Source organism: Variovorax sp. TLI9-5A (assembly GCF_056867935.1).
The window spans coordinates 3,527,572-3,551,026 of the sequence record NZ_CP200310.1 but is presented as its reverse complement, the minus strand read 5'-3'; the positions used below and the strand labels follow the sequence as shown (position 1 = coordinate 3,551,026).

The 23,455-nt window shown below is 68.9% G+C and carries 14 protein-coding genes; 12 read left to right on the top strand and 2 right to left on the bottom strand.

What is annotated here, in order from left to right:
• Position 1: 1 nt before the first annotated feature.
• A complete protein-coding gene (locus tag AC1VNX_RS16790) occupies positions 2-280 on the top strand; it encodes a BolA family protein (protein WP_483161969.1) in 279 nt (92 codons plus the stop codon).
• A 134-nt stretch (positions 281-414) separates the two neighbouring features.
• Positions 415-1,200, top strand: a complete 786-nt coding sequence (locus tag AC1VNX_RS16785) for a peptidylprolyl isomerase (protein WP_483157707.1) — start codon at positions 415-417, stop codon at positions 1,198-1,200.
• A 74-nt stretch (positions 1,201-1,274) separates the two neighbouring features.
• Here the strand turns inward: AC1VNX_RS16785 and purL are convergent, their stop codons facing one another.
• Positions 1,275-5,243: a phosphoribosylformylglycinamidine synthase gene (purL, locus tag AC1VNX_RS16780; RefSeq protein ID WP_483161968.1), complete on the bottom strand. Its 3,969-nt coding sequence runs from the start codon at positions 5,241-5,243 to the stop codon at positions 1,275-1,277.
• A gap of 155 nt (positions 5,244-5,398) precedes the next feature.
• On the opposite strand from purL, the gene map reads away from it, so the two are divergent.
• The 10 genes from map to AC1VNX_RS16730 all read left to right on the top strand — a co-directional run bounded on the left by map (position 5,399) and on the right by AC1VNX_RS16730 (position 22,011).
• Positions 5,399-6,223, top strand: a complete 825-nt coding sequence (gene map, locus AC1VNX_RS16775; RefSeq protein WP_483157706.1) for a type I methionyl aminopeptidase — start codon at positions 5,399-5,401, stop codon at positions 6,221-6,223.
• 22 nt (positions 6,224-6,245) lie between these two features.
• Entirely contained in the window at positions 6,246-8,852 is a 2,607-nt protein-coding gene (locus AC1VNX_RS16770) for a [protein-PII] uridylyltransferase (protein ID WP_483157705.1), read from the top strand.
• Between the two features lie 28 nt (positions 8,853-8,880).
• The gene (locus tag AC1VNX_RS16765; protein WP_483157704.1) at positions 8,881-9,918 is read left to right on the top strand and encodes a sensor domain-containing diguanylate cyclase; all 1,038 of its coding nucleotides are present in this window, start codon (positions 8,881-8,883) and stop codon (positions 9,916-9,918) included.
• Positions 9,919-10,150: 232 nt separating this feature from the next.
• A complete protein-coding gene (gene bcsD / locus AC1VNX_RS16760) occupies positions 10,151-10,624 on the top strand; it encodes a cellulose biosynthesis protein BcsD (RefSeq protein WP_483157703.1) in 474 nt (157 codons plus the stop codon).
• The gene (locus tag AC1VNX_RS16755; protein WP_483157702.1) at positions 10,621-11,043 is read left to right on the top strand and encodes a hypothetical protein; all 423 of its coding nucleotides are present in this window, start codon (positions 10,621-10,623) and stop codon (positions 11,041-11,043) included. Before bcsD ends, AC1VNX_RS16755 begins: the two co-directional genes overlap by 4 nt.
• Before the next feature lie 2 nt (positions 11,044-11,045).
• Positions 11,046-11,858: a cellulose biosynthesis protein BcsQ gene (gene bcsQ, locus AC1VNX_RS16750; RefSeq protein WP_483157701.1), complete on the top strand. Its 813-nt coding sequence runs from the start codon at positions 11,046-11,048 to the stop codon at positions 11,856-11,858.
• Positions 11,855-14,035 carry a UDP-forming cellulose synthase catalytic subunit gene (gene bcsA / locus AC1VNX_RS16745; RefSeq protein ID WP_483157700.1) on the top strand — a complete coding sequence of 727 codons (2,181 nt, stop codon included), beginning with the start codon at positions 11,855-11,857 and terminating at the stop codon, positions 14,033-14,035. The genes bcsQ and bcsA overlap by 4 nt, the downstream gene beginning before the upstream one ends.
• Positions 14,032-16,377 carry a cellulose biosynthesis cyclic di-GMP-binding regulatory protein BcsB gene (bcsB, locus tag AC1VNX_RS16740; protein ID WP_483157699.1) on the top strand — a complete coding sequence of 782 codons (2,346 nt, stop codon included), beginning with the start codon at positions 14,032-14,034 and terminating at the stop codon, positions 16,375-16,377. Before bcsA ends, bcsB begins: the two co-directional genes overlap by 4 nt.
• A gap of 7 nt (positions 16,378-16,384) precedes the next feature.
• Positions 16,385-17,647: a cellulose synthase complex periplasmic endoglucanase BcsZ gene (bcsZ, locus tag AC1VNX_RS16735; RefSeq protein ID WP_483157698.1), complete on the top strand. Its 1,263-nt coding sequence runs from the start codon at positions 16,385-16,387 to the stop codon at positions 17,645-17,647.
• On the top strand, positions 17,623-22,011 hold the full coding sequence (locus tag AC1VNX_RS16730; RefSeq protein ID WP_483157697.1) for a cellulose biosynthesis protein BcsC: 4,389 nt from the start codon (positions 17,623-17,625) through the stop codon (positions 22,009-22,011). The genes bcsZ and AC1VNX_RS16730 overlap by 25 nt, the downstream gene beginning before the upstream one ends.
• Here AC1VNX_RS16730 and AC1VNX_RS16725 read toward each other — a convergent pair.
• Positions 21,993-23,363, bottom strand: coding sequence for a putative bifunctional diguanylate cyclase/phosphodiesterase (locus AC1VNX_RS16725; RefSeq protein ID WP_483157696.1), 1,371 nt, complete (start codon positions 23,361-23,363; stop codon positions 21,993-21,995). The two genes, AC1VNX_RS16730 and AC1VNX_RS16725, sit on opposite strands and share 19 nt — an antisense overlap.
• Positions 23,364-23,455 lie beyond the last annotated feature (92 nt).

Here is a 23,455-nt window from a genome sequence, read left to right as displayed (position 1 = left end):
GATGAGCACCACCGCTGCACTGCTGCCCACCGCCGCCGACCTCGAGGCGGCACTGCGCAAGGCGCTTGCGCCCACCGCGCTCGAAGTGGTCGACGAGAGCGCGGCCCATGCGGGCCACGCGGGCGCCAACGCCGAGGGCCGGGGCACGCATTTCCGGGTGCGCATCGCGTCCCCGCTGTTCGACGGGAAGCCCCGGGTGGCGCGGCATCGGCTTGTGTATGATGCCCTCCAGATTTTTATCGCACAGGGTCTGCACGCCATCGCCATCGAGGTGCTCTGAGTCAGTCGTCCAACGCATCGCGAGTACCGCGTCTCGCACCGGCCGTTGCCCCTTCCCTTTCTTCCCCATCCCCTGCTTTCATTACCGCGCAACTCCTACACGCGCATTTACTTCCCAGCTCGACCATTCATTCCATGAAAAAACAAATCTTGCAGGCCGTCGCGGCCGCAGCGCTGCTCGGTGCCATCCCCATGGCGGCCCTGGCGCAGAACGCAGCCATCGTGAACGGCAAGCCGGTGCCCAAGGCCCGCATGGACGTCCTGGCCCAGCAGCTTGCAGCCGCCGGCCGCCCGGTGACGCCGGAGATGCAAGGCCAGCTGCGCGAGGAAATCGTGGCTCGCGAAGTGTTCATGCAGGAAGCCCAGAAGCAGGGCCTGGACGCCACCGAGGACTACAAGAACCAGCTCGAACTCGCCCGCCAGGCCATCCTGATCCGCGCCCTGTTCGAGAACTACCGCAAGACCAGCCCGGTCTCGGACGCCGACGTGAAGGCCGAGTACGACAAGTTCGTGGCGGCCAATGGCGGCAAGGAATACAAGGCCCGCCACATCCTGGTCGAGACCGAGGACCAGGCCAAGAAGATCATGGCCGACCTGAAGAAGGGCGCCAAGTTCGAGGACATCGCCAAGAAGCAGAGCAAGGACCCGGGATCGGGCGCCAACGGCGGCGACCTCGACTGGGCCAATCCCGCGAGCTTCGTGCCCGAGTTCTCGGAAGCGATGATCAAACTCAAGAAGGGCGAGACCACCCCTGCCCCGGTGAAGACCCAGTTCGGCTGGCACATCATCCGCGTCGACGACATCCGCCAGGCTCAACTGCCGAAGCTGGAAGAAGTGAAGCCGCAGATCACGCAGCAGCTGCAGCAGCAGCGCCTGCAGAAGTACCAGGAAGATCTGCGCGCCAAGGCCAAGGTCGAGTAATCGATATCGGCAAAAAGAAAGCGGCCTTCGAGGCCGCTTTTTTTTGCCGTCTCTTCTTCGATCGAAGCCGGGCTTCAGCCCACCCACCGGCGCGCGTTGCGCCAGATCTGCATCCAGGGGCTCAGCTCGCTCTTGTCGCCCGAGGTCCAGCTCATCTGGATGTTGCGGAACACGCGCTCCGGGTGCGGCATCACGGCGGTGAAGCGGCCGTCGAGCGTGGTCACCGAGGTCAGGCCGCCGGCGCTGCCGTTCGGGTTGAACGGGTACTGCTCGGTGGGCTTGCCGTGGTTGTCGACGAAGCGCATGGCCGCGATGGCCTTGTCGGCGTCACCACGGTACTTGAAGTTCGCATAACCCTCGCCGTGCGCCACCGCGATCGGCAGGCGGCTGCCGGCCATGCCCGCGAAGAAGATGCTGGGCGACTCGAGCACTTCGACCATCGACAGGCGCGCCTCGAAGCGTTCGCTCTGATTGGTGGTGAAGCGCGGCCAGGCTTCGGCGCCCGGGATGATGTCGGCCAGCTCGGCGAACATCTGGCAGCCGTTGCACACGCCCAGGCCGAAGGTGTCGGCACGGCCGAAGAAGGTCTTGAACTGCTCGGCCAGCTTCGGGTTGAAGGTGATGCTGCGCGCCCAACCGATGCCGGCGCCCAGCGTGTCGCCATAGCTGAAGCCGCCGCACGCGACCACGCCCTTGAAGTTGGCGAGGTCCGCCCTGCCCGTCTGCAGGTCGGTCATGTGGACGTCGAAGGCTTCGAAGCCGGCTTCGGTGAAGGCGTAGGCCATCTCGACGTGCGAGTTGACGCCCTGCTCGCGCAGGATCGCGACCTTGGGGCGCGACTGCAGGATGGCGGGGGCGGCAGGCTGCGCATTCGGCAGGAACACGTGCATGCCCGGGTCGGCAGGATCGCCGGCCGCTGCGTGCTCGGCATCGGCGCAGGCGGGGTTGTCGCGCTCGCGGGCGATCTTCCAGCTGACCGAGTCCCACACCTGCTGCAGGTCGTGCAGGCTCGCGCTGAACACCGACTTGGCATCGCGCCAGACTTCGACCTTGCCCTTGCCCGCGTCCATGGGCGAGCTGGCGGGGCGGGTCTTGCCCACGAAGTGGCTGTGCGTGCTGAGGCCGTGGGCGCGCAGCACCTGCATGACGTCGTTGCGCTCGGCGGTGCGCACCTGCAGCACCATGCCCAGCTCTTCGTTGAACAGCGCCTTGAGCGTGAGCTCCTCGCGCCGCGCGCTGACCTGCTGCGCCCAGTTCTTGGCGTCGCCGGTTTCCATGCGGCTGTCGGAAATGCCGTCGCCTTCGGTGACCAGCATGTCGACGTTCAGCGCCACGCCGACGTGGCCGGCAAAGGCCATTTCGCAGGCTGTGGCGAACAGGCCGCCGTCGCTGCGGTCATGCATCGCGAGGATCTTGCCGTCGGCGCGCAGCGCGTTCACCGCATTGACCAGCGCCACCAGTTGCGCCGGGTCGTCGAGGTCGGGCACGGCGTCGCCGCTCTGGTTGAGCGTCTGCGCCAGGATGCTGCCGGCCATGCGGTGCTTGCCCTGGCCCAGGTCGATCAGCACCAGCGTGGTGTCGGCTTCTTCGGCGTCGAGCTGCGGCGTGAGCGTGCCGCGCACGTCGGCCAGCGTGGCGAAGGCGCTCACGATCAGGCTCACGGGCGAGGTGACCTTCTTCGCTTCACCGTCGTCCTTCCACTGCGTGCGCATCGACAGGGAATCCTTGCCGACCGGAATCGACACGCCCAGCGCCGGGCACAGCTCCAAGCCCACGGCCTTGACGGTCTCGTACAGCGCGGCGTCTTCGCCGGGCTCGCCGCAGGCGGCCATCCAGTTGGCCGACAGCTTGACGCGCGAGAGCTCGATGGGCGCGGCCAGCAGGTTGGTGATGGCCTCGGCCACGGCCATTCGGCCCGAGGCCGGCGCGTCGAGCGCGGCCAGCGGCGTGCGCTCGCCCATGCTCATGGCTTCGCCGGCAAAACCCTTGTAGTCGGCCAGCGTCACGGCGCAGTCGGCCACGGGCACCTGCCACGGTCCGACCATCTGGTCGCGATGACTCAGGCCGCCCACGGTGCGGTCGCCGATGGTGACGAGGAAACGCTTCGAAGCCACGGTCGGATTCGCGAGCACGTCGATGGCGGCCTTCTGCAGGTCGACGCCCGTGAGGTCGAGCGGCTTGAAGCTGCGCGTCACGGTCTTCACGTCGCGGTGCATCTTCGGCGGCTTGCCGAGCAGCACGTCCATCGGCATGTCGACCGGCTGCACCTGTGCGCCCTCGTCGGCCACCAGCAGCTGGCGTTCTTCGGTCGCCACGCCGACCACGGAGAAAGGGCAGCGCTCGCGCTCGCAGAAGGCCTTGAACTGGTCGAGTGACTCCGGCGCGATTGCCAGCACGTAGCGCTCCTGGCTTTCGTTGCACCAGATTTCCTTGGGCGCCATGCCCGACTCTTCGAGCGGCACCGCGCGCAGGTCGAAGCGCGCGCCGCGGCCGGCGTCGTTGGTCAGCTCGGGGAAGGCGTTGCTCAGGCCGCCCGCGCCCACGTCGTGGATCGCGAGGATGGGGTTGGCCGCGCCCTGCTGCCAGCAGTGGTTGATGACCTCCTGCGCGCGGCGCTCGATTTCGGGGTTGCCGCGCTGCACCGAGTCGAAGTCGAGCTCGGCCGCGTTGGCGCCGGTGGCCATCGAGCTGGCGGCGCTGCCGCCCATGCCGATGCGCATGCCGGGGCCGCCGAGCTGGATCAGCAGCGAGCCGGCGGGGAACTGGATCTTCTTCGTCTGCGCCGCGTCGATGCTGCCGAGGCCGCCCGCGATCATGATGGGCTTGTGATAGCCGCGCTGCACGGTGTCGACGTCGCTCGCCACGGTCTGCTCGTACTCGCGGAAGTAGCCCAGCAGGTTGGGACGGCCGAACTCGTTGTTGAACGCAGCGCCGCCCAGCGGGCCCTCGGTCATGATCTGCAGCGGGCTGGCGATGTGTTCGGGCTTGCCGTAGCTGCCCTCTTCCGGCCAGAGCTTCGAGACGGTGAAGCCGGTCAGGCCGGCCTTGGGTTTGGAGCCGCGGCCGGTGGCGCCCTCGTCGCGGATCTCGCCGCCGGCGCCGGTGGAAGCGCCCGGGAAAGGCGAAATGGCGGTCGGGTGGTTGTGCGTCTCGACCTTCATCAGCACGTGGCTCAGGGCGCTATCTTTTTGATAGCTCTGCGAGCCATTGGCGGGGATGAAGCGCTCGATGGTCGCGCCTTCCATCACCGAGGCGTTGTCGGCGTAAGCGATGACCGTGTGCTGCGGGTTCTGCTTCTCGGTGTGGCGGATCATCGAGAACAGGCTCTGCGGCTGGGCCTGCCCGTCGATGGTGAAGTTCGCGTTGAAGATCTTGTGGCGGCAGTGTTCGCTGTTGGCCTGCGCGAACATCATCAGCTCGACGTCGCTGGGGTTGCGGCCCAGGCGGGTGAAGGCGTCGACCAGGTAGTCGATCTCGTCCTCGGCCAGTGCCAGGCCGAAGCCGGTGTTGGCCGCCACCAGCGCGGCGCGGCCGCCGCCCTGCACGTCGACCTGTGCCATCGGCTGGGCCGGCAGTTCGCTGAAGAGGCTGGCGGCCTGCTCGACGGAGGCCAGCACCGATTCGGTCATGCGGTCGTGCAGCGGACCGGCCACGGCGGCCAGCGCGTCGCCCTCGAGCACGGGGGCCTTGCCGATCAACGGCGCCTTGAGCTTCAGGTGATATTGGGTGACCCGCTCGACGCGGCGCAGCGCCAGGCCGCAGTTGTGGGCGATGTCGGTGGCCTTGGAAGCCCAGGGCGACACGGTGCCCAGGCGCGGCGTGACCACCACCGAGGTGCCCGCCTTGGCCGGCGCCTCGAACGGTTCGCCGTAGGTCAGCAGCGCGGCGAAGCGCTCATGGCCCGCCGGATCGAGCGCCGAGTCGGTCACCACCAGGTGCACGAAGCGGGCCGAGATGCCCTCGATGCGCGGCTCGATGGCCTGCAGCTTCGGAAGAAGCTGGCGTGCGCGGAAGTCGCTGAGCGCGCTGCCGCCCTCGAACATGGTTACGACAGGAAGGGCTTGAGGTGCGGGCTGCGTCACGGTCGATGGGGCCTCGGGGGCCGCGTTGGGAATCAAGGAATAAAGGCGAATGACCGCTGACTGGGGTCATCCGCGTTAACCCGGGATTTTAGCCGGGCCGATGGGATAATTCGGGGATGAGCATTAACTACAAAGACGCTGCGGGCATCGAAGCCATGCGGGTCGCCTGCCGCCTGGCCTCCGAGGTGCTGGACTACCTCACGCCCTTCATCAAGCCCGGCATCACGACCAACGATGTCGACCGGCTGGCCGCCGAATACATGGTCAAGCAGGGCACCACCTCCGCCACGGTGGGCTACATGGGCGCGAGCAGCGTCCCGTTCCCGAAGTCGCTGTGCACCTCGGTGAACCACGTGGTGTGCCACGGCATCCCGAACGACAAGCCCCTGAAGAAGGGCGACATCATGAATGTCGACGTGACCGTCATCAAGGACGGCTGGTTCGGCGACAACAGCCGCATGTACGTGATCGGCGACGCCTCCATCGCCGCCAAGCGGCTGTGCAGCATCACCTTCGAGGCCATGTGGCACGGCATCCTGCAGGTGCGCCCCGGCGCCCACCTGGGCGACGTGGGCCACGCGATCCAGAAGTTCGCCGAAGGCCAGGGCTTCTCGGTGGTGCGCGAGTTCTGCGGCCACGGCGTGGGCCAGCGCTTCCACGAGGAACCCCAGGTGCTGCACTACGGCCGCCCGGGCACCATGGAAGAGCTCAAGCCCGGCATGATCTTCACGATCGAGCCGATGATCAACGCCGGCAAGCGCGACGTGAAGGAAGACTTCAAGGGCGGCCAGTACGACGGCTGGACCATCGTCACGCGCGACCATTCGCTGTCGGCGCAGTGGGAGCACACCGTGCTCGTCACCGAGACCGGCTACGAAGTGCTGACGCTGTCTGCCGGCAGCCCGCCGCTGCCCTCCTTCGTCACCGCCACCAAGACCTGACGCGGCAACGCGTTCCCCGCCCGTGATCGAAGCAGCCAACATCGACGTGGCGACGCTGCGCGAAGCCTATCGCGCGAAGAAGCTCGCACTGTTCGACACCCTGCGCTTCGCGCGCGCCCCGACCCGCAGCGTCCACACGGTGCTGCGCCAGCTCTCGGCGCTGGCCGACGAAACGCTGTGCACCCTGTGGCGCGAAGCCGGCTTCGGCGACTCGCTCACGCTGGCGGCCGTAGGCGGCTTCGGGCGCGGCGAGCTGTTCCCGTATTCCGACGTCGACGTGCTGCTGTTACTGCCGCCCGAGGGTGAAGCGGGCGACATCGAGCCGGCGCGCATCGAGGCCTTCATCGGCCAGTGCTGGGACGCCGGCCTGGAGATCGGCTCCAGCGTGCGCACCGTCGAAGAATGCCTGGCCGAGGCCGAGAAGGACGTCACCGTCCAGACCTCGCTGCTCGAGGCCCGCCTGATCGCGGGCGACAAGAAGCTCTTCACGGCCTTCCGCCGCCGCTTCACCCGCGCCATCGACCCGCAGGCCTTCTTCGTGGCCAAGTCGCAGGAAATGCGGCACCGCCACCAGAAGTTCGACAACACGCCCTACGCGCTCGAGCCCAACTGCAAGGAATCGCCCGGTGGGCTGCGCGACCTGCAGACCATTCTCTGGATGACCAAGGCCGCCGGCTACGGCAGCCGCTGGGACGACCTGGCCAAGAACGGCCTGGCCACCTCCTTCGAGGCGCAGCAGATCAAGCGCAACGAGGCGCTACTCTCGCTGATCCGCGCCCGGCTGCACGTGATCGCCAACCGCCGCGAAGACCGCCTGGTGTTCGACCTGCAGACCGCCGTGGCAGCCAGCTTCGGCTACGAAAGCGAATCGCAGCGCAAGTCGAGCGAGGCGCTGATGCGGCGTTACTACTGGGCCGCCAAGGCGGTGTCGCAGCTCAACCAGATCCTGCTGCTCAATATTTCAGAGCGCCTGCAGCCCAGCGACGAACAGCACACGCCGATCAACGAGCGCTTCTACGAGCGCGCCGGGCTGATCGAGATCGCCAGCGACGACCTCTACGAGCGCGAGCCGCACGCGGTGCTCGAGACCTTCCTGCTCTACCAGAAGACCATCGGCGTGAAGGGCCTGTCGGCGCGCACGCTGCGCGCGCTCTACAACGCGCGCCACGTGATGGACAGCAAGTTCCGCAACGACCCGGTCAACCACCAGACCTTCATGCGGATCCTGCTGCAGCCCTACGGCATCACGCACGCCTTCAGGCTGATGAACCAGACCTCGGTGCTGGGGCGCTACCTGCGGGTGTTCCGCAGCATCGTGGGGCAGATGCAGCACGACCTGTTCCACGTGTACACGGTGGACCAGCACATCCTGATGGTGCTGCGCAACGTGCGGCGCTTCTTCATCGCCGAGCACGCGCACGAGTACCCCTTCTGCTCGCAACTCGCGGCCGGCTGGGACAAGCCCTGGATCCTGTACGTGGCCGCCCTGTTCCACGACATTGCCAAGGGCCGCGGCGGCGACCACTCCACGCTGGGCGCGCGCGACGTGCAGCGCTTCTGCAAGCAGCACGGCATCGCCCGCGAGGACGCCAGGCTCATCGAATTCCTGGTGGCCGAGCACCTGGTGATGAGCCAGGTCGCCCAGAAGCAGGACCTGAGCGACCCCGAAGTCATCGGCGCCTTCGCCAGGCGCGTGGGCAACGAGCGCTACCTGACCGCGCTCTACCTGCTGACGGTGGCCGACATCCGGGGCACCTCGCCGCGCGTGTGGAACGCCTGGAAGGGCAAGCTGCTCGAGGACCTGTACCGCTACACCCTGCGCGCGCTGGGCGGCCGCATGCCCGACCCGGACGCCGAGGTCGAGTCGCGCAAGCGCGAGGCGCTGGTGCAGCTCGCCCTGCACGCCCAGCGCTTCGAGGCGCACAAGGCCCTGTGGGACACGCTGGATGTGGGCTATTTCATGCGCCACGACGCCGCCGAGATCGCCTGGCACGCCAAGCAGCTTTCGCGCTTCGTGCCGCCGCCCAACGTGCCGATCGACCCGAAGGCGCCGCCCATCGTGCGCGCACACCTGTCGCCGGTGGGCGAAGGCCTGCAGGTGGTGGTCTACACGCCCGACCAGCCCGATTTGTTCGCGCGCATCTGCGGCTACTTCGACCAGGCTTCCTTCAGCATCCTGGACGCCAAGGTGCACACCACGAGCAACGGCTACGCGCTCGACACCTTCCAGGTGGTGACCACCTTCCTGCCGGACCACTACCGCGACCTGATCAGCATGGTCGAGTCGGGCCTGGCGCAGACGCTCACCGAGGCTGGCGCCCTGCCGCCGCCCAGCATGGGCCGGGTGTCGCGCCGGGTGCGCAGCTTTCCGATCAAGCCGCGCATCAGCCTGCTGCCGGACGACAAGGCGCAGCGCTGGCTGCTCAGCATCTCGGCCAGCGACCGCGCGGGCCTGCTGTACTCGGTGGCCCGGGTGCTGGCGCGCCATCACCTGAACCTGCAGCTCGCCAAGGTCACGACGCTGGGCGAGCGGGTGGAAGACACCTTCCTCATCAGCGGCCCCGAACTCCAGGGCCAGAAAACACAGCTGGCCATCGAAACAGAATTGATGGAAGCACTGGCATCCTGAAGCCTCGGGAGCCCTCAGAATGTCGGCCATGGAATTTTTGATCGAACAGCTATCCGAAACCGTCTCCTCGGCCAAGACGCTGGAAGACCTGGCGCGCCCGATGCTCGAAATGCTCGAGGCGGCAACCGGCCTGGAGTCGGCCTATCTCGCGATCATCGAGCCCGACAAGGCCCGCCAGCACATCCTCTTCGCCCACAACACGGGCGAGCTGACCATCCCCGAAGGGGCCTACGTTCCCTGGGGCGACACGCTGTGCCGCCATGCGCTGGAAGAAGATCGCATCTATGCCGACGATGCCGGCGGCTGCTGGGGCGACGCCGATGCCGCCCGCGAACTGGGCATTCAGACCTGCGCGAGTGCGCCGGTCTGGGTCGACGGCGGCGGCCTCCATGGCGCGCTGTGCGCCGCCAGCGCGGAACAGATGCCGCTGCCGGCCATCACGGAGCCGGTACTGCACCTCTTCGCCAAGCTGATCGGCCAGCAGGTAGAGCGCGAGCAGATGATCGCCAAGCTCGACAAGGCCGGCATCGAACTCTCGGCCAACGCCGCGACCGACGTGCTCACCGGCCTGCCGAACCGCCGCGCCCTCGTCGACGCGCTGCAGCGCATGCTGGCGCAAGGCGCGCGCAGCGCCCAGAGCGTGCTGGTCGGCTTCATCGACATGGACGACTTCAAGAAGATCAACGACGCGCACGGCCACGGGGTCGGCGACGAGTTCCTGGCGGCCATGGCGAAGCAGTTGTCGAACTGCGTACGCGCGAGCGACATGCTGGCGCGCTTCGGCTCCGACGAGTTCGTGGTGATCGGCCTGGGGCCCGGCCTGGGCGAATCGCCGCGCACCGGTGCGATGGCGCTGGGCGACCGGCTGGCGGAAAACACCAAGGGCGAACTGCGGCTCAGGAACATGACGATCGACTACGCCGGTGCCAGCGTCGGCGTGGTGGCGGTTGATCCGCGCACCACCTCCGCCGAGGAAGCCCTGCGTCAGGCCGACGCCGCCATGTACGCGGTCAAGCACAACCGCCGCAACATGACCCATCACGCGGGCGAAGCCGTTTCGGACTGAGCTTTCGCGTGGGGCGCCCGTAGCGGCGGCGCCGCCCCGGGGCTGAAGTCGCCCTTCTCAAAAAACTGAATCCGGTCGCCCCTGCGCGCCGTACTGGCCCGTTGCCCGACGAAGGCTCGGGGATGGACTCGTCACCGAATTCAGACAGTTGGCCAACCCAAACCCAGTGCTTTCGTACTAATTAGTTCACATTTATTGTCAATGGTTAACTGATCCAAGAGAATGCCTTGGCATGGAAACCGGTGCGACGTTTATTGACTATTACGAAAAGAAATCCTGCAGCGCGCAATGGCTGGAATTCAACCGCGGCATGGCCGCCGAGTTGAGCGCCGGATTGCCTCCCGAGGACCTGCGGCAGCTTTTCTTTCGCATCGGCCAGCGTCTTGCGCATGCCCTGCCGATCCCTCCCTGCCGCACGCTCGGCGAGCTTCAGGAACAGTTCAATGCCCGCTGGGACGGCATCGACTGGGGCTTCACCGAATTGAACGAAGAGGCCGACGGCGTCGCCATCACCCACGCCTGCAGCCCGGTCGCCGCCGCCTTCGGACCCGAGTCGACCGACTGGAGCGTCGGCTTCTTCGAGGGCGCCTACCAGACCTGGTTCGAGGCGCAGCACATGCCCTCCTCGCTGCGCGTGCAGGCCCTGCTGCCCGAGGTCCAGGCGGGGCCGCGCATCGACCTGCGGCTGTCGAAGGTGGACGCATGAGCTCAGAGGAACACCTGCCCGAGGACATCGCCGGCCTGTTCGGCAAGTTCGGCGGCAACGGCAATGGCTACAAGGAATTCGCGGCGCCCGACGCCGAAGCACCGCGCGTGTGGCCGCTGCTGTCGGGCGAGAAGATCGCCCATCCGCCCGCGCAGGCATCCGTTCCGGTCGGCGGCGCACCTGTGCCCTCACCTGCGCCTGCTCCCTCACTCGCTCCGGTCTTTGCGCCCTCGCCGAAGCCTGCCGCCGCGTTCGCGCCCGTGCCTTCGCCGGCTCCGGTCGCTCCCGCGATGCCGTCGACCGCCGTCGACCCGGCCTCCGCTGCGACCCCTCTTGAGCAACTTTTTGCACGTCTGGCCGCGCCGCAGAGGCAGGCCGTGGCGCCGGGTCCCATGTCACGCTGGCGAAGGCCGACGTGACGATGGTTGTCATCCCCATCATTTCCTCCAAGGGCGGCGTAGGCAAGACGACCATTGCCGCCAACCTCTGCACCGCGCTCGCTCAGCGTGGCCGGCAGGTGCTTGCCATCGATCTCGATCCGCAGAATGCGCTGCGCTTCCACATCGCAAATGAACCGCAGGCCTGCGACAGCGGCCTGGTCGAAGCCGCCACCGGCCTGATGCCGTGGGCGCGTGCGATCCGCCCCGCGCACGGCGGCGTGATGCTGCTGCCCTTCGGCGACGTCGACGACGAGCGCCAGATCGCATTCGAGCAGCAGCTGGCCCGTGCTCCAGGCTGGCTCGGCGACACGCTGGTGCGCTTCGGCCTGCCCGCCGATACGCTGGTGGTTCTCGACACCCCGCCCGGCCCATCGGTCTACATGCAGCAGGCGCTGCGCGCGGCCGACTTCGGCGTGGTCGCGGTGCTGGCCGACGCCGGCTCCTTCGCCACCCTGCCCATCGTCGAGCGCATGCTCGACAAGTACGCCCGCCCGCGCGCCGCCTACCTGGGCACCGGCTACGTGGTGAACCAGATCGACCCGGGCAAGCGGCTCAACCACGACGTCTTCGAGCTGCTGCGCCAGCGGCTGCGCCCCGAACTGCTGGGCATGCTGCACATGGATCAGGCGGTGCCCGAGGCGCTGGCCTCGGCCGCGCCGGTGCAGAGCTACGCACCCATGAGCCAGGCGACGCAGGACATCGCCTCATGTGCCGAGCGCCTGCTCGAACGCATCGACACCGCGCGCGAGGCGGCGTCCTTCCCGTCCTTGCGGACCACGGAAACGAACCGATGAAACACGCCCAGTCCGCCACCCCGCCACAGCCGGCGCCGCAACCGGAGCCCAAGCCCGCCCCCGCCATCCTGCGGCTGCTGCCGGTGCGCATCCTCGGCTGGATCGTGGCGCTCACGATGCTGCCCGCGCTGATCATCGCGCCCATGACCTTCGAGCAGCAGATCGTGTTGTCGGTGGGCATCTTCGCGGCCGCGCTCATCGCCAACCGCTTTCGCGGGCGCTTCGCCAGCCTGGTGCTGATCTTCCTGTCGGTGGTCGTGTCCTCGCGCTACACCTACTGGCGCGTGACCGAGACCATGTTCATGGACAACCTGGTCGACCTGGTGCTGGGCGTGGGCCTGCTGATGGCCGAGCTCTACGCTTTCGTGGTTCTGCTGCTGGGCTACGTGCAGACCGCCTGGCCGCTGGAGCGCAAGCCGGTGCCGCTGCCCGAGGACCCGGCCGAGTGGCCGACCATCGACCTGTTCATTCCGACCTACAACGAGTCGCTGTCGGTGGTGCGCTCCACCGTGCTGGCCGCGCAGCTGATCGACTGGCCGCGCGACAAGATCAAGATCTTCGTGCTCGACGACGGCCGGCGCGAGGAATTCCGCGTTTTCTGCGAGCAGGTCGGTGTGACCCACGTCATCCGCGACAACAACCGCCACGCCAAGGCCGGCAACATCAACGCCGCGCTGAAGAACACCACCGGCGAGTTCGTCGCGATCTTCGACTGCGACCACATCCCCACGCGTTCGTTCATGCAGATCGCCATGGGCTGGTTCGGGCGCGACCCCAAGCTGGGCATGGTCCAGCTGCCCCACTACTTCTTCTCGGCCGACCCCTTCGAGCGCAACCTCGACACCTTCGGCACGGTGCCCAATGAAGGCGAGCTTTTCTACGGCCTGATCCAGGACGGCAACGATCTCTGGAACGCCACCTTCTTCTGCGGCTCCTGCGCGGTGCTGCGCCGGACCATCGTGGAAGAAGTGGGCGGCATCGCGGTCGAGACCGTCACCGAAGACGCCCACACCGCGCTGAAGATGCACCGCCTGGGCTACAACACCGCCTATCTCGCGCTGCCTCAGGCCGCGGGCCTGGCCACCGAAAGCCTTTCGGGCCACGTGGGCCAGCGCATCCGCTGGGCGCGCGGCATGGCGCAGATCTTCCGCATCGACAACCCGCTCTTCGGGCGCGGGCTGCACTGGGCGCAGCGCCTTTGCTACGTGAACGCGATGCTGCACTTCCTGTACGGGCTGCCGCGGCTCATCTACCTGACGGCGCCGCTGGCGTATCTGTACTTCGGCGCGAGCGTGATCCACGCCTCGGCGTCGATGATCTTCGCCTTCGCGCTGCCGCACATCCTGCACGCCAACCTGACCAACAGCCGCATACAGGGGCGATTCCGCTACCTGCTGTGGAACGAGGTCTACGAGGCGGTGCTGGCCTGGTACATCTTCCGCCCGACACTGGTGGCGCTCATCAACCCGAAGCTCGGCAGCTTCAACGTGACTGCCAAGGGCGGCCTGATCCAGGAAGAGTATTTCGACAGCACCATCGCCAAGGCCAGCCTGGTGCTGCTCGCGCTGAACTTCGTGGGCGTGTGCCTGGGGGCATGGCGGCTGACCTGGGTCGACTCGCAGCACATCGCCACCGTGTGGCTGAACCTGGCCTGGACGGTCTACAACCTGATGATCCTGGGCGCCTGCGTGGCTGCGGCCAACGAGTCGCGCCAGCTGCGCGGATCGCACCGCGTGGAACTCAACCTGCCGGCCACGCTGTACTTCGCCGACGGCCGCTCCCTGCGCTGCAACACCTTCGACTTCTCCAGCGGCGGCCTGGGCCTCGAACTGCCGCACGACCTGAAGCTCGACCTCGAAACGCCCGTCGAGGTGGCGCTGTACCGCAACGACCAGGAATCGCGCTTCGCCTCCACCGTGCGCTTCAGCAGCGGCAAGCGCCTGGGCCTGAGCTTCGTGCCGATGAGCTTCGCGCAGGAACGCGCGCTGGTCCAGTGCACCACCGCCCGCGCCGACATCTGGGCCGCACGCTGGGGCAACCACCCGCGCGTGCCGATCCACCGCGTGCTCGGCCACATCATCAGCATCAGCGGCACCGGTTTCCGAGACATGTTCAGCCACTACTACCGTGCGGCCGCCTCGCGGCTGCGTCCCGTCAAAGCGAAGGAATCCACGTGACGACCACCCAGCGCGCGCATCGCCGCGCCGAGCCCGCTGTCCGCGCGGCCTCGCCCTTGTTCGTTTCACGCGCCGCGGCGCTTGCGGTGGCATTTGCCGCGGCCGGCACGACCTTCGCCCAGCCCCAGCCCAGGCCGCCGATCGACGCGCCGGCCCCGGCAATCGCCCCGCAGGCACCCATCGCTGCCGTGGCACCCGCCGGCGGCGCGGTGCGCGAACTCAACCTCACGCAGCTGGGCATCGACTACGCGGTGCAGCTGCGCGGCATCAGCGGCACTGTGGGCATTCCGTTCAACGTGCGCGCCGACGAGCTGGTGACGGCCGCGTCATTCAGGCTGAACTACGCCTATTCGCCCTCGCTGATCCCGGAGCTCTCGCACCTGAAGGTGACGGTGAACGACGTGCTGGTGGCCACGCTGCCGGTGCCCACCGCCGGCGCGGGCCGTCCGCAGACGGCCGACATCCCGATCGACCGGCGCCTGATCACCGAATTCAACCGCATCAACGTCGAGCTGATCGGCCACTACACCCGCGAGTGCGAAGACCCTTCGCACACCAGCCTCTGGGCGCGCATCGACGCCTCCAGTTCGCTGAAGCTGACGGTGGCCCCGCTGAAGCTGGTCAACGACCTGGCGGCCCTGCCGCAGCCCTTCTTCGACCGCCGCGACGTGCGCCGCGCGCGCATTCCCTTCGTGTTCGGCACGGCCGCCTCGGGCCCGGTGCTGGAGGCCGCGGGCGTGGTGTCGTCGTGGTTCGGCGCGCTGGCCGATTACCGCGGAGCGACCTTCCCGGTGTCCGGCGGCGACCTGCCCACGGGCCACGCGGTGGTGTTCGTCACGCCCGATTCGAGCATTCCGGGCCTCACGCTGCCGGCGATTCGCGGGCCGGGCCTGGCGATCGTGGACAACCCGCGCGACGCCAACGGGAAGCTGCTGCTGGTGATGGGCAGCACGCCCGCCGACCTGCGCACCGCCGCCGCCGCGCTGGCGCTCAACGCCAAGGCCTTCGCGGGCGCCACGGCCTCGATCACCGCCTTCCAGGAGCCGCCCGCGCGCAAGCCCTACGACGCGCCGCGCTGGGTGCCCAGCGACCGTCCGCTGCAGCTGGGCGAGCTGGCGACGGCGGCCGACCTCTCGGTGACTGGCTACAACCCCGACGTGGTCCGCGTGAACCTGCAGCTGCCGCCCGACCTCTTCACCTGGCGCAGCCGCGGCATTCCGCTCGACCTGCAATACCGCTACACGCCGCGCGTGCGGCCCGACCAGTCCACGCTGAACGTCAACGTCAACGAGAACTTCGTGGGCGGCCTGCCGCTGCGCTCGGCCAACCCGGCCGGCGACCGCTGGTGGAACCCGCTGGCCGTCAAGCTGATGCCCGACGGCACGCTCGCCGAGCGCAAGGAAATCATCCTGCCGCCGCTGGCCATGGGCCCGCGCAGCCAGCTTCGGCTGCACTACTACTTCGAGCCGGTGGGCGGGCGCTGCGTGCCGCAGCTGGACAACGTACGCGGCGCCATCGACCCGACCTCGACGATCGACGTCTCGGGCTTCCCGCACTTCATCGCGATGCCCGAGCTGGCCGCCTACGCCAACGGCGGCTTCCCGTTCTCGCGCATGGCCGACCTGTCGGACACCGCCGTCATCCTGCCCGACCAGCCCGGCAGCAGCGACATCGAAATGTTCCTCGGCCTGCTCGGCCAGATCGGCCGCTCCACCGGCTACCCCGCGCTGCGCGTGAAGGTGGGCCGCTCGGGCGAGGCGCCGCAGTGGGCCGACAAGGACCTGCTGGTGATCGGCAACCTGCAGAACCAGCCGCTTTTCACCCAGTGGGCCGACCGGATGCCGCTCAAGCGCAACGGCAACGCGCCCGAACTCAAGCTCAACAGCTGGATCGACAACGCCATCGACTTCGTGATCGGCGCGCGCACCCGCGAGGACCTGCCGGGCTCGATGCAGATCTCGGTGAGCGCCGACGGCCGCGACGGGGTGCTGGCAGGCTTCCAGTCGCCGCTGCGCAGCGGCCGCAGCGTGGTCGCCGCCATCGCCAACGCAGAGTCGAAGGACGCGCTGCTCAACGCGCTGATGACGCCCGACCTGCTCAAGAGCGTGCAGGGCAGCATGACCATCGTGCGCGACACGCAGGTCAACAGCGTGCTGGGCCAGGACACCTACTACGTCGGCCGCCTGCCTCCCATCGCCTGGGTGCAGTGGTATCTCTCGCGCAGCCCGCTGATGCTGGCCGGGCTGGTGATCGTGCTGGCGCTGCTGGGCGCGGCCGTGTCGTACGCGGGCCTGCAGCTGCGCGCACGCCGCCGGCTGGCGGTGAAGGCCAAGGGGAAGTAAGGAACTCATGCGACGCTCGAACACGGCGCCCCCATCCGACCGGCTCGCGAGCCGGCGTGCCCTGCTGGGCGCGGCCGGGCTGGCGCTGGCGCTGCCCCGGCTGGCCGCTGCCGCGCCGGCCGCCGCGCCCCCGGCGCCTGCCGCTCCTGCCGCAGCTGCGCCTGCCTGCCACCCGACCACCGACTGGGCCGCCTTCGCCGCGCGCCACATCCAGCCCGACGGCCGGGTGATCGACTTCAACACGCAGCAGCAGCAATCGACATCCGAAGGCCAGTCGTACGGCCTGTTCTTCTCGCTGATCCACAACGACCGCGCCACCTTCTCGCGCGTGCTGGCCTGGACCCAGGCCAATCTCGCGGGCGGCAGCCTCTCGAAACAGCTGCCGGCCTGGCAATGGGGGCGCAAACCGGAGGGCGGCTGGGGCGTGCTCGACGCCAACGCTGCCTCGGACGCCGACCTGTGGATCGCCTATTCGCTGATGGAAGCAGGCCGGCTCTGGAACGACGCGGGCTATCGCACGCTCGGGCGCGAGGTGCTGGCGCTGGCGGTGCGCGAGGAGATCATCAACGTGCCCGGCCTCGGCCGCATGCTGCTGCCCTGGCCCAAGTCGGTGGCCAGCGGACCGCTCTGGCGCCTCAACCCGAGCTACGCGCCACTGCAGCTGCTGCGCTACTTCCAGCAGGCCGATCCGGCGGTTCCGTGGAACGAGGTCATCGACAACACGCTGCGCATGTTCGGCGCCGTCACGCCCAAGGGCTTCGCGCCCGACTGGTGCGCCTGGTCGCAGGACTCGCGCTCTTTCGTGGCCGATCCGCAGAAGGGCGTCACCGGCAGCTACGACGCGATCCGCGTCTACCTCTGGGCAGGCATGCTTTCCGAGCGGGACCCGGCGCGCAAGATGCTGCTGCTGAGCCTGCGCGGCCCGCGCCAGTCGATCGCGGAAACCCACACGGTGCCCGAGTACGTCGACACCGTCACTGGCCAGGGCCGCGGCATGGCGCCGCTGGGTTTCTCGGGCGCGATGCTGCCCTACCTCAAGGCGCTAGGCGCCACCGACGCGCTGGCCGACCAGGTCGCCCGCGTGCCCGGCGGCCGTGCGGCGCCCCCTGCCGCCGGCGCGACCACGCCGCCCGTGGCGCCCTTGCCGTACTACGAACAGTGCCTGTTGCTTTTCGGACAGGCGTGGCTCGACGGCCGATATGAATTCGGCCTCAACGGCCAGCTGCAAACCTCATGGAGAACGCTATGCCGTCCCAATCGACCGGCCTGAAGCCGCGGCGCTCGCCCGGCGTCGCCACCGGCTCGCGTCTTTTCCCGAGCCCTTTTTCGCTTTCGCCGCAATCCCGCCAATGGACGGCCTGCCTCGGCATGCTCGTGGCACTGTGCGCCGCCAACCCCGCCCATGCGCAGGCCGACGCCAGCGCGGCGCTGATCGAGCAAGGCAACTACTGGCAGGCCCAGGGCCGTGCCGACCTCGCCGAGGAAAGCTGGAAGAAGCTGCTGAGCGTGCAGCCCCAGTCGACCGACGCGATGTATGGCATGGCGCAGGTCGAGCTCTCGCGCGGCAACTCCGAGGCCGCGCGCGGCTGGATCGCCCGCCTGCGCACAGCGAATCCGAACGACAGCCGCCTCGCGCGCCTGCAGCAGCAGTCGCAGCAGCCCGCCGGCGCGCAGAGCACGCTGCAGCGCGCCCGCGCCGCCGCGCGTGCCGGCCGTGCCGCCGAGGCAGTGGAGCTGTACCGCAGCCAGTTCGACAATCGCCCGCCGCCCGAGGCGCTGGCGCTGGAGTACTACCAGGTGCTGGCCAGCACGCCCCAGGGCGCCGACGAAGGCCGCCGCGGACTCGAACAGCTGGTGAAGGACCATCCGGAAAACACCAGCTACAAGCTCGCGCTGGCGCAGCAGAAGACGTACAGCGAATCGACGCGACGCGCGGGCATCCGCGAACTGGTCGAGCTGACGAAGCAGCCCGCCGTGGCCGGTGCCGCGCGCGCCGCGTGGCGCCAGGCACTCATCTGGCTGGACGCGCGCCAGCCCGACGTTCCGCTCTACCAGGAGTACCTGAGCAACAACCAGACCGACGCCGCCGTGGCCGCGCGGCTGGAAAGCCTCACCACCGCCAAGACCGCCGCCGCCAACTCGCCCGGTGTTCCAGTGGGCGAAGGTTTCAAGGCGCTGGACCGCGGCGACGCCAGCACCGCCGAGCAGCGCTTCCAGCAGGCGCTGCGCACCAAGGCCGACGACACCGAGGCGCTGGGCGGACTGGGCCTGGTGCGCCTGCGCCAGGAGCGCTTCGGCGAGGCGCAGGAGCTGCTGGAGCGCGCGATGCGCGGTGGCGGCAGCAAATGGAATTCGGCGCTGCAGAGCGCCAACTACTGGGTGCTGGTCGGGCAGGCCCGCGCCGCCCAGGGCAAGAACGACCTGCGCGGCGCGCAGTCGCTCTACGAGCGCGCAGTACGCATCGATCCGCGCGAGCCCGTGGGCCAGAACGCGCTGGCCGACCTGCGCGCCGCCGCGGGCGACTACGCGCAGGCCGAACAGGGCTACAAGCGCGTGCTCGAAGGCCGTCCGCAGAACACGCAGGCGCTGCGCGGGCTGATCTCGGTTTACGGGCAGACTGGCCGCCCCGACGAGGCGCTGGCCCTGTCGCGCCGCCTCACGCCCGAGCAGGCCACGCAGCTGGGCGGACTGCGCGACATCCAGGTCGAGCAGGCGCGCAACCGCGCCCGCCAGCAGGCCGATGCCGGCGACACGGCCGGCGCGCAGCGCACGCTCGAAGACGCGATGCTCGCCGCGCCCGACAGCCCCTGGGTGCGGCTTGACCTCGCCAACCTCTACCGCAAGCGCGGCATGGTGTCCGAAGCACGCGGCGTGATGGAAGGGCTGCTGATGTCGCAGCCCGACATGCCCGACGCGCTCTACGCCAGCGCCCTGCTCGCCTCCGAGACCGGCGACTCGGCCGTGGGCATCCAGTACCTCGAACGCATTCCCGCCGGCTCGCGCACGCGCGACATGGCGGCACTGCAGCGCCGCCTCTGGGCGCAGCAGCAGGCGGCGCGCGCCCAGGCGCTGGCCCGCCAGGGCCAGGTGGACGCAGCGCGCGGCGTGCTCGCGCAGGCAGAGTCGGCGCTCAGCGCCGACATGCCGGCCGAGCTCTGGGGACAGCTCGCGGGCGCCTATGCCGAGATCGGCGATGCGCCCCGCGCACTGGCCATGAGCCGCCAGCTGCTCGCGCGCTCGCCCACGCCGAGCACCGGCGACCGGCTGCTGTACGCGTCGGTGCTGCTGAAGACCAAGCAGGACATCGAGCTGTCGGCCGTGCTGCGCCAACTGGCCGCCACCAACATGACGGCCGGCCAGCGCGCCGACTTCGACAACCTGCGCATAGCCTTCGCGCTGCGCCAGACGGATTCGCTGCGCGAAGCGGGCAACCTCGAAGCCGCCTACAACGCGATGGCGCCCGTGCTCGCCGAGCGCCCGGAAGATCCGCAGGCGCTGGCCGCGCTGGCCCGCCTGTACTCGGCGGCGCGCGACGAAGGCCAGGCGCTGGCGCTCTACCAGCGCGTGCTGCAGCGCAACCCGACCGATCTCGACACCCTGCTCGCCGCCGCCGCAAGCGCCAGCGCGCAGCGCGACCACAGCTCGGCCGAGAACTACGTGATGGCAGCGCTCAAGCAGGCCCCCGACCAGTCGCGCGTGCTCGCGGCGGCCGGCCGCGTCTATCGCAACGCGGGCGAGAGCCGCAAGGCGGAGCAATACCTGCGCGCGGCGGTCGAGGCCGAGCGGCAGGTGGCGTCGGGTGGCTTTGCGCCCGGCGGCGTGGCCGCGCCAATGCCCCAGGCCAATCCTTTTGCCGGCATGACGGGCGGCGCGGCAAGTGCGGCCATGCCCGCCAGCTATCCGCAGGCCGGCGGCAACCCGTTCGCACAGGCGCGCATGCAGCCGGCTTCCTATCAGGCGTATCCGGCGCCGGCGGGTTATCCGGTCGCGCAGGCTTACCCGGCGGCGAACCAGGCCTACCCGGTGGCCGGTGCGCCGAACGCTTATCCGACCGGCGCGCTGCCCTGGAACGCCGGCGCTCCCGCATCGAACGCCAAGGGCCGCCCGACGACGGCAGCCAGGTCATCGACGCGCACCGCGCGCAATGCCGCCGCGAACCCGAACAACGTACCGCAGGCCTCGGCCTACATTGCGCAGCCGATGCAGCAGCCCCTGCCTCAGTACCCGGTGCCCGGCACGCAGCAGGTCGCGCCGGTCTACATTCCGCCGGCGCAGCAGCCGGGCGGCTATCCGGCACCCGGCTATCCGCAGCCGAATGCCGCCTATGCGCAGGCCAACACGCCGCGCGCGGAAACCGGCTGGAACGCGCCGCCGCGCACCGCACCTGCGACGAGTTCGGTAGCCGCCGAGCTGCAGGAGCTCGAATCCCAACGCGCCGTAAGCCTTACGGCGGGCACCGTCTACCGCAACCGCGCCGGCGAGGCGGGGCTGAGCCGGCTCTCCGACTTCCAGCTGCCAATCCAGGCGCGCTTCCCCGTGGGCGAAGGCAAGATCGTCGTGGGCGTGACGCCCACGGTGCTCGATGCCGGCACGCCCGCCAGCGACTACGCCACCGGCAGCCGCTTCGGCGGCGGCCCCAGCGCCGCGCTGAACTCGCTGCGCACCGGCGCCACCCCCGGCCAGCAGAACGCGGCCGGCGTCGGGCTCAACGTGGGCTACGAGGGCAAGAACATCGATGCCGGCATCGGCACCACGCCGCTGGGCTTTCCCACCACCAACGTGGTCGGCAACGTGACCTTCAAGGGCAGCATCGGCGACTCGTGGAACTACAAGGCCGACATCTCCCGCCGCGCCGTGACCGACAGCGTGCTGTCGTTCGCGGGCGCCAAGGACGAGCGCACCAACGAACGCTGGGGCGGCGTGGTCGCCACCGGCGTGCGCGGCGACATCGGCTATGACGACGGCACCTACGGCGTGTACAGCTATCTCGCGGCGCACGGCATCACCGGCAGAAACGTGCAGAGCAACTCGCGCGTCGAGACCGGCGGCGGCGCCTACCTGCACCTGCTGAACAGCCCGAACTCCAAGCTCACGCTGGGCATGAACATCGGGCTGATGGGCTACGAGAAGAACCTGAGCTACTACACCTACGGGCAAGGCGGCTACTTCAGCCCGCAGAGCTTCGTGAGCGTGGCCTTCCCGGTCGACTGGAGCGGTCGCAGCGACCGGCTCTCGTGGCGGCTGAACGCCTCGCTGGGCGTGCAGTCGTTCACCCAGAAGTCGTCGCCGTACTTCCCGACGGACCCGTCGCGCAATGCGGCCGCGTCGAGCGCGGCCTACCAGGCGCTGGCATTGGGGCTGAGCAGCTCGGCCTACAACAACACCTACGCCAGCAGCTCCAAGACCGGCCTGGCCTACAACCTGGCCGCGGTGATGGAGTACCAGCTGGCGCCGAAGATGTTCCTGGGCGGAGCGCTGGGCTTCAACAACGCGCAGAACTACCGGCAGTTCACCGGCAGCGTCTATCTGCGCTACGTGTTCGGCGGCTCCAGCAGCATCGGCGTGCCTAGCTATGGCACCGGAAGCGGCACCACGCTGAACCCGATGACCTCGCCCTACACGCCGCTGCTCTGATCCGGGAGGCCCAAAGTGGGCCACCCGTCGCGGCCCCACAGCGGGGCGCGCTCGTACTGGGCCACCCAGTGGGCAACGTCCTTGGCCGCCATCGGCTTGCTGATGCCGAAGCCCTGGCCCAGCGTGCAGCCCATGGCCAGCAGCGCCTCGCCCTGCTTCACCGTCTCGACGCCCTCGGCCACGGCCGTGAGGCCCAGCGCGTGCAGCAGCGCGATGATGCCCTGCACGATGGCCCGGTCCTGGCTGTTGTCGAGCATGCCGCGAACGAAGGACTGGTCGATCTTCACCGTCGACACCGGCAGCTGGCGCAGGTAGGTCAGCGACGAATACCCGGTGCCGAAGTCGTCGATGGTGACGCCCACGCCGAGCATCTTGCAGGCTTCGACGAACAAGGCGACGTTCGCGAACTGGCTGATCGCGGTGGTCTCGAGGATCTCGAGTTCCAGCATGCCCTCGCCCTGCTTCGGAAACTGCGCGAGGTGCCGTGCGAGGCGCTCGACGAAGTCCCAGCGCATCATGTGGCGCGGGGCCACGTTCACGCTTACCGAAATCTGCAGGCCCGCGAGGCGCCACTGGTGCGCCTGCCACAGCGCGGTGGCAATGGCCCAGTCGCCGACCTGCTCGACCAGCGCGTCGTCTTCGATCAGCGGCACGAACTGCGAGGGCGGCATCAGGCCGCGTTCGGGGTGCTGCCAGCGGATCAGCGCCTCGACGCCGACCACCACGCCGCGCAGCATGTCGACCTTGGGCTGGTAGACGAGGAAGAACTCGCCCTGCAGCAGGCCTTCCTGTATGCGCTGGCGCTCGCGCACCACCTGCTCGTCGGCACGCGCCTGCGGAGCGTCGAAGTAATGAACCTTGCCGTCGGCGGCGCGCTTGGCGAAGAAGGCGGCGTGCTGCGCCTGGCGCAGCGCCGTTTCAGGAGGCGGGCCGTTGCTGTCGAGCAGCATGGCGCCGATGCTCGCTTCGATGCTGACCACCTGACCGCGCCAGTCCCAGGGTTCGGCGAGCACTGCCTGGATGCGTTCCAGCACCTGCGCGCACTGAGAGGTTCCGAGGCCGGCGAACAGGGCCGCGAACTCGTCGCCGCCCACGCGCGCCATCACGCTTTCGCGCGGCAGCTCGGCCTTGATGCGGCGGGCCACTTCCTCCAGGGCCGCGTTGCCCGCGACCATGCCGAGGCGCGCGTTCAGCTCGGCAAAGCGGTCGACGTCGATGAAGCAGACGGCAGCCAGCCGCTTGCCGGAGCGCGCCCAGTCGGCCATCAGCGGGCGCAGCACCTCATCCGGCGGGAGGCGGGCCGATCCGTCGTAGTACGACGGCAACGAGACTATGGGTTGCTGGTTCGACAAAAGACTGGAGCTCCGGAGGTCGCGGGCTATTGTTCTCCCAATTCATACCGATGCACCCTTTGCGGCGAACATTTGTTACCGGTACGTGTTTA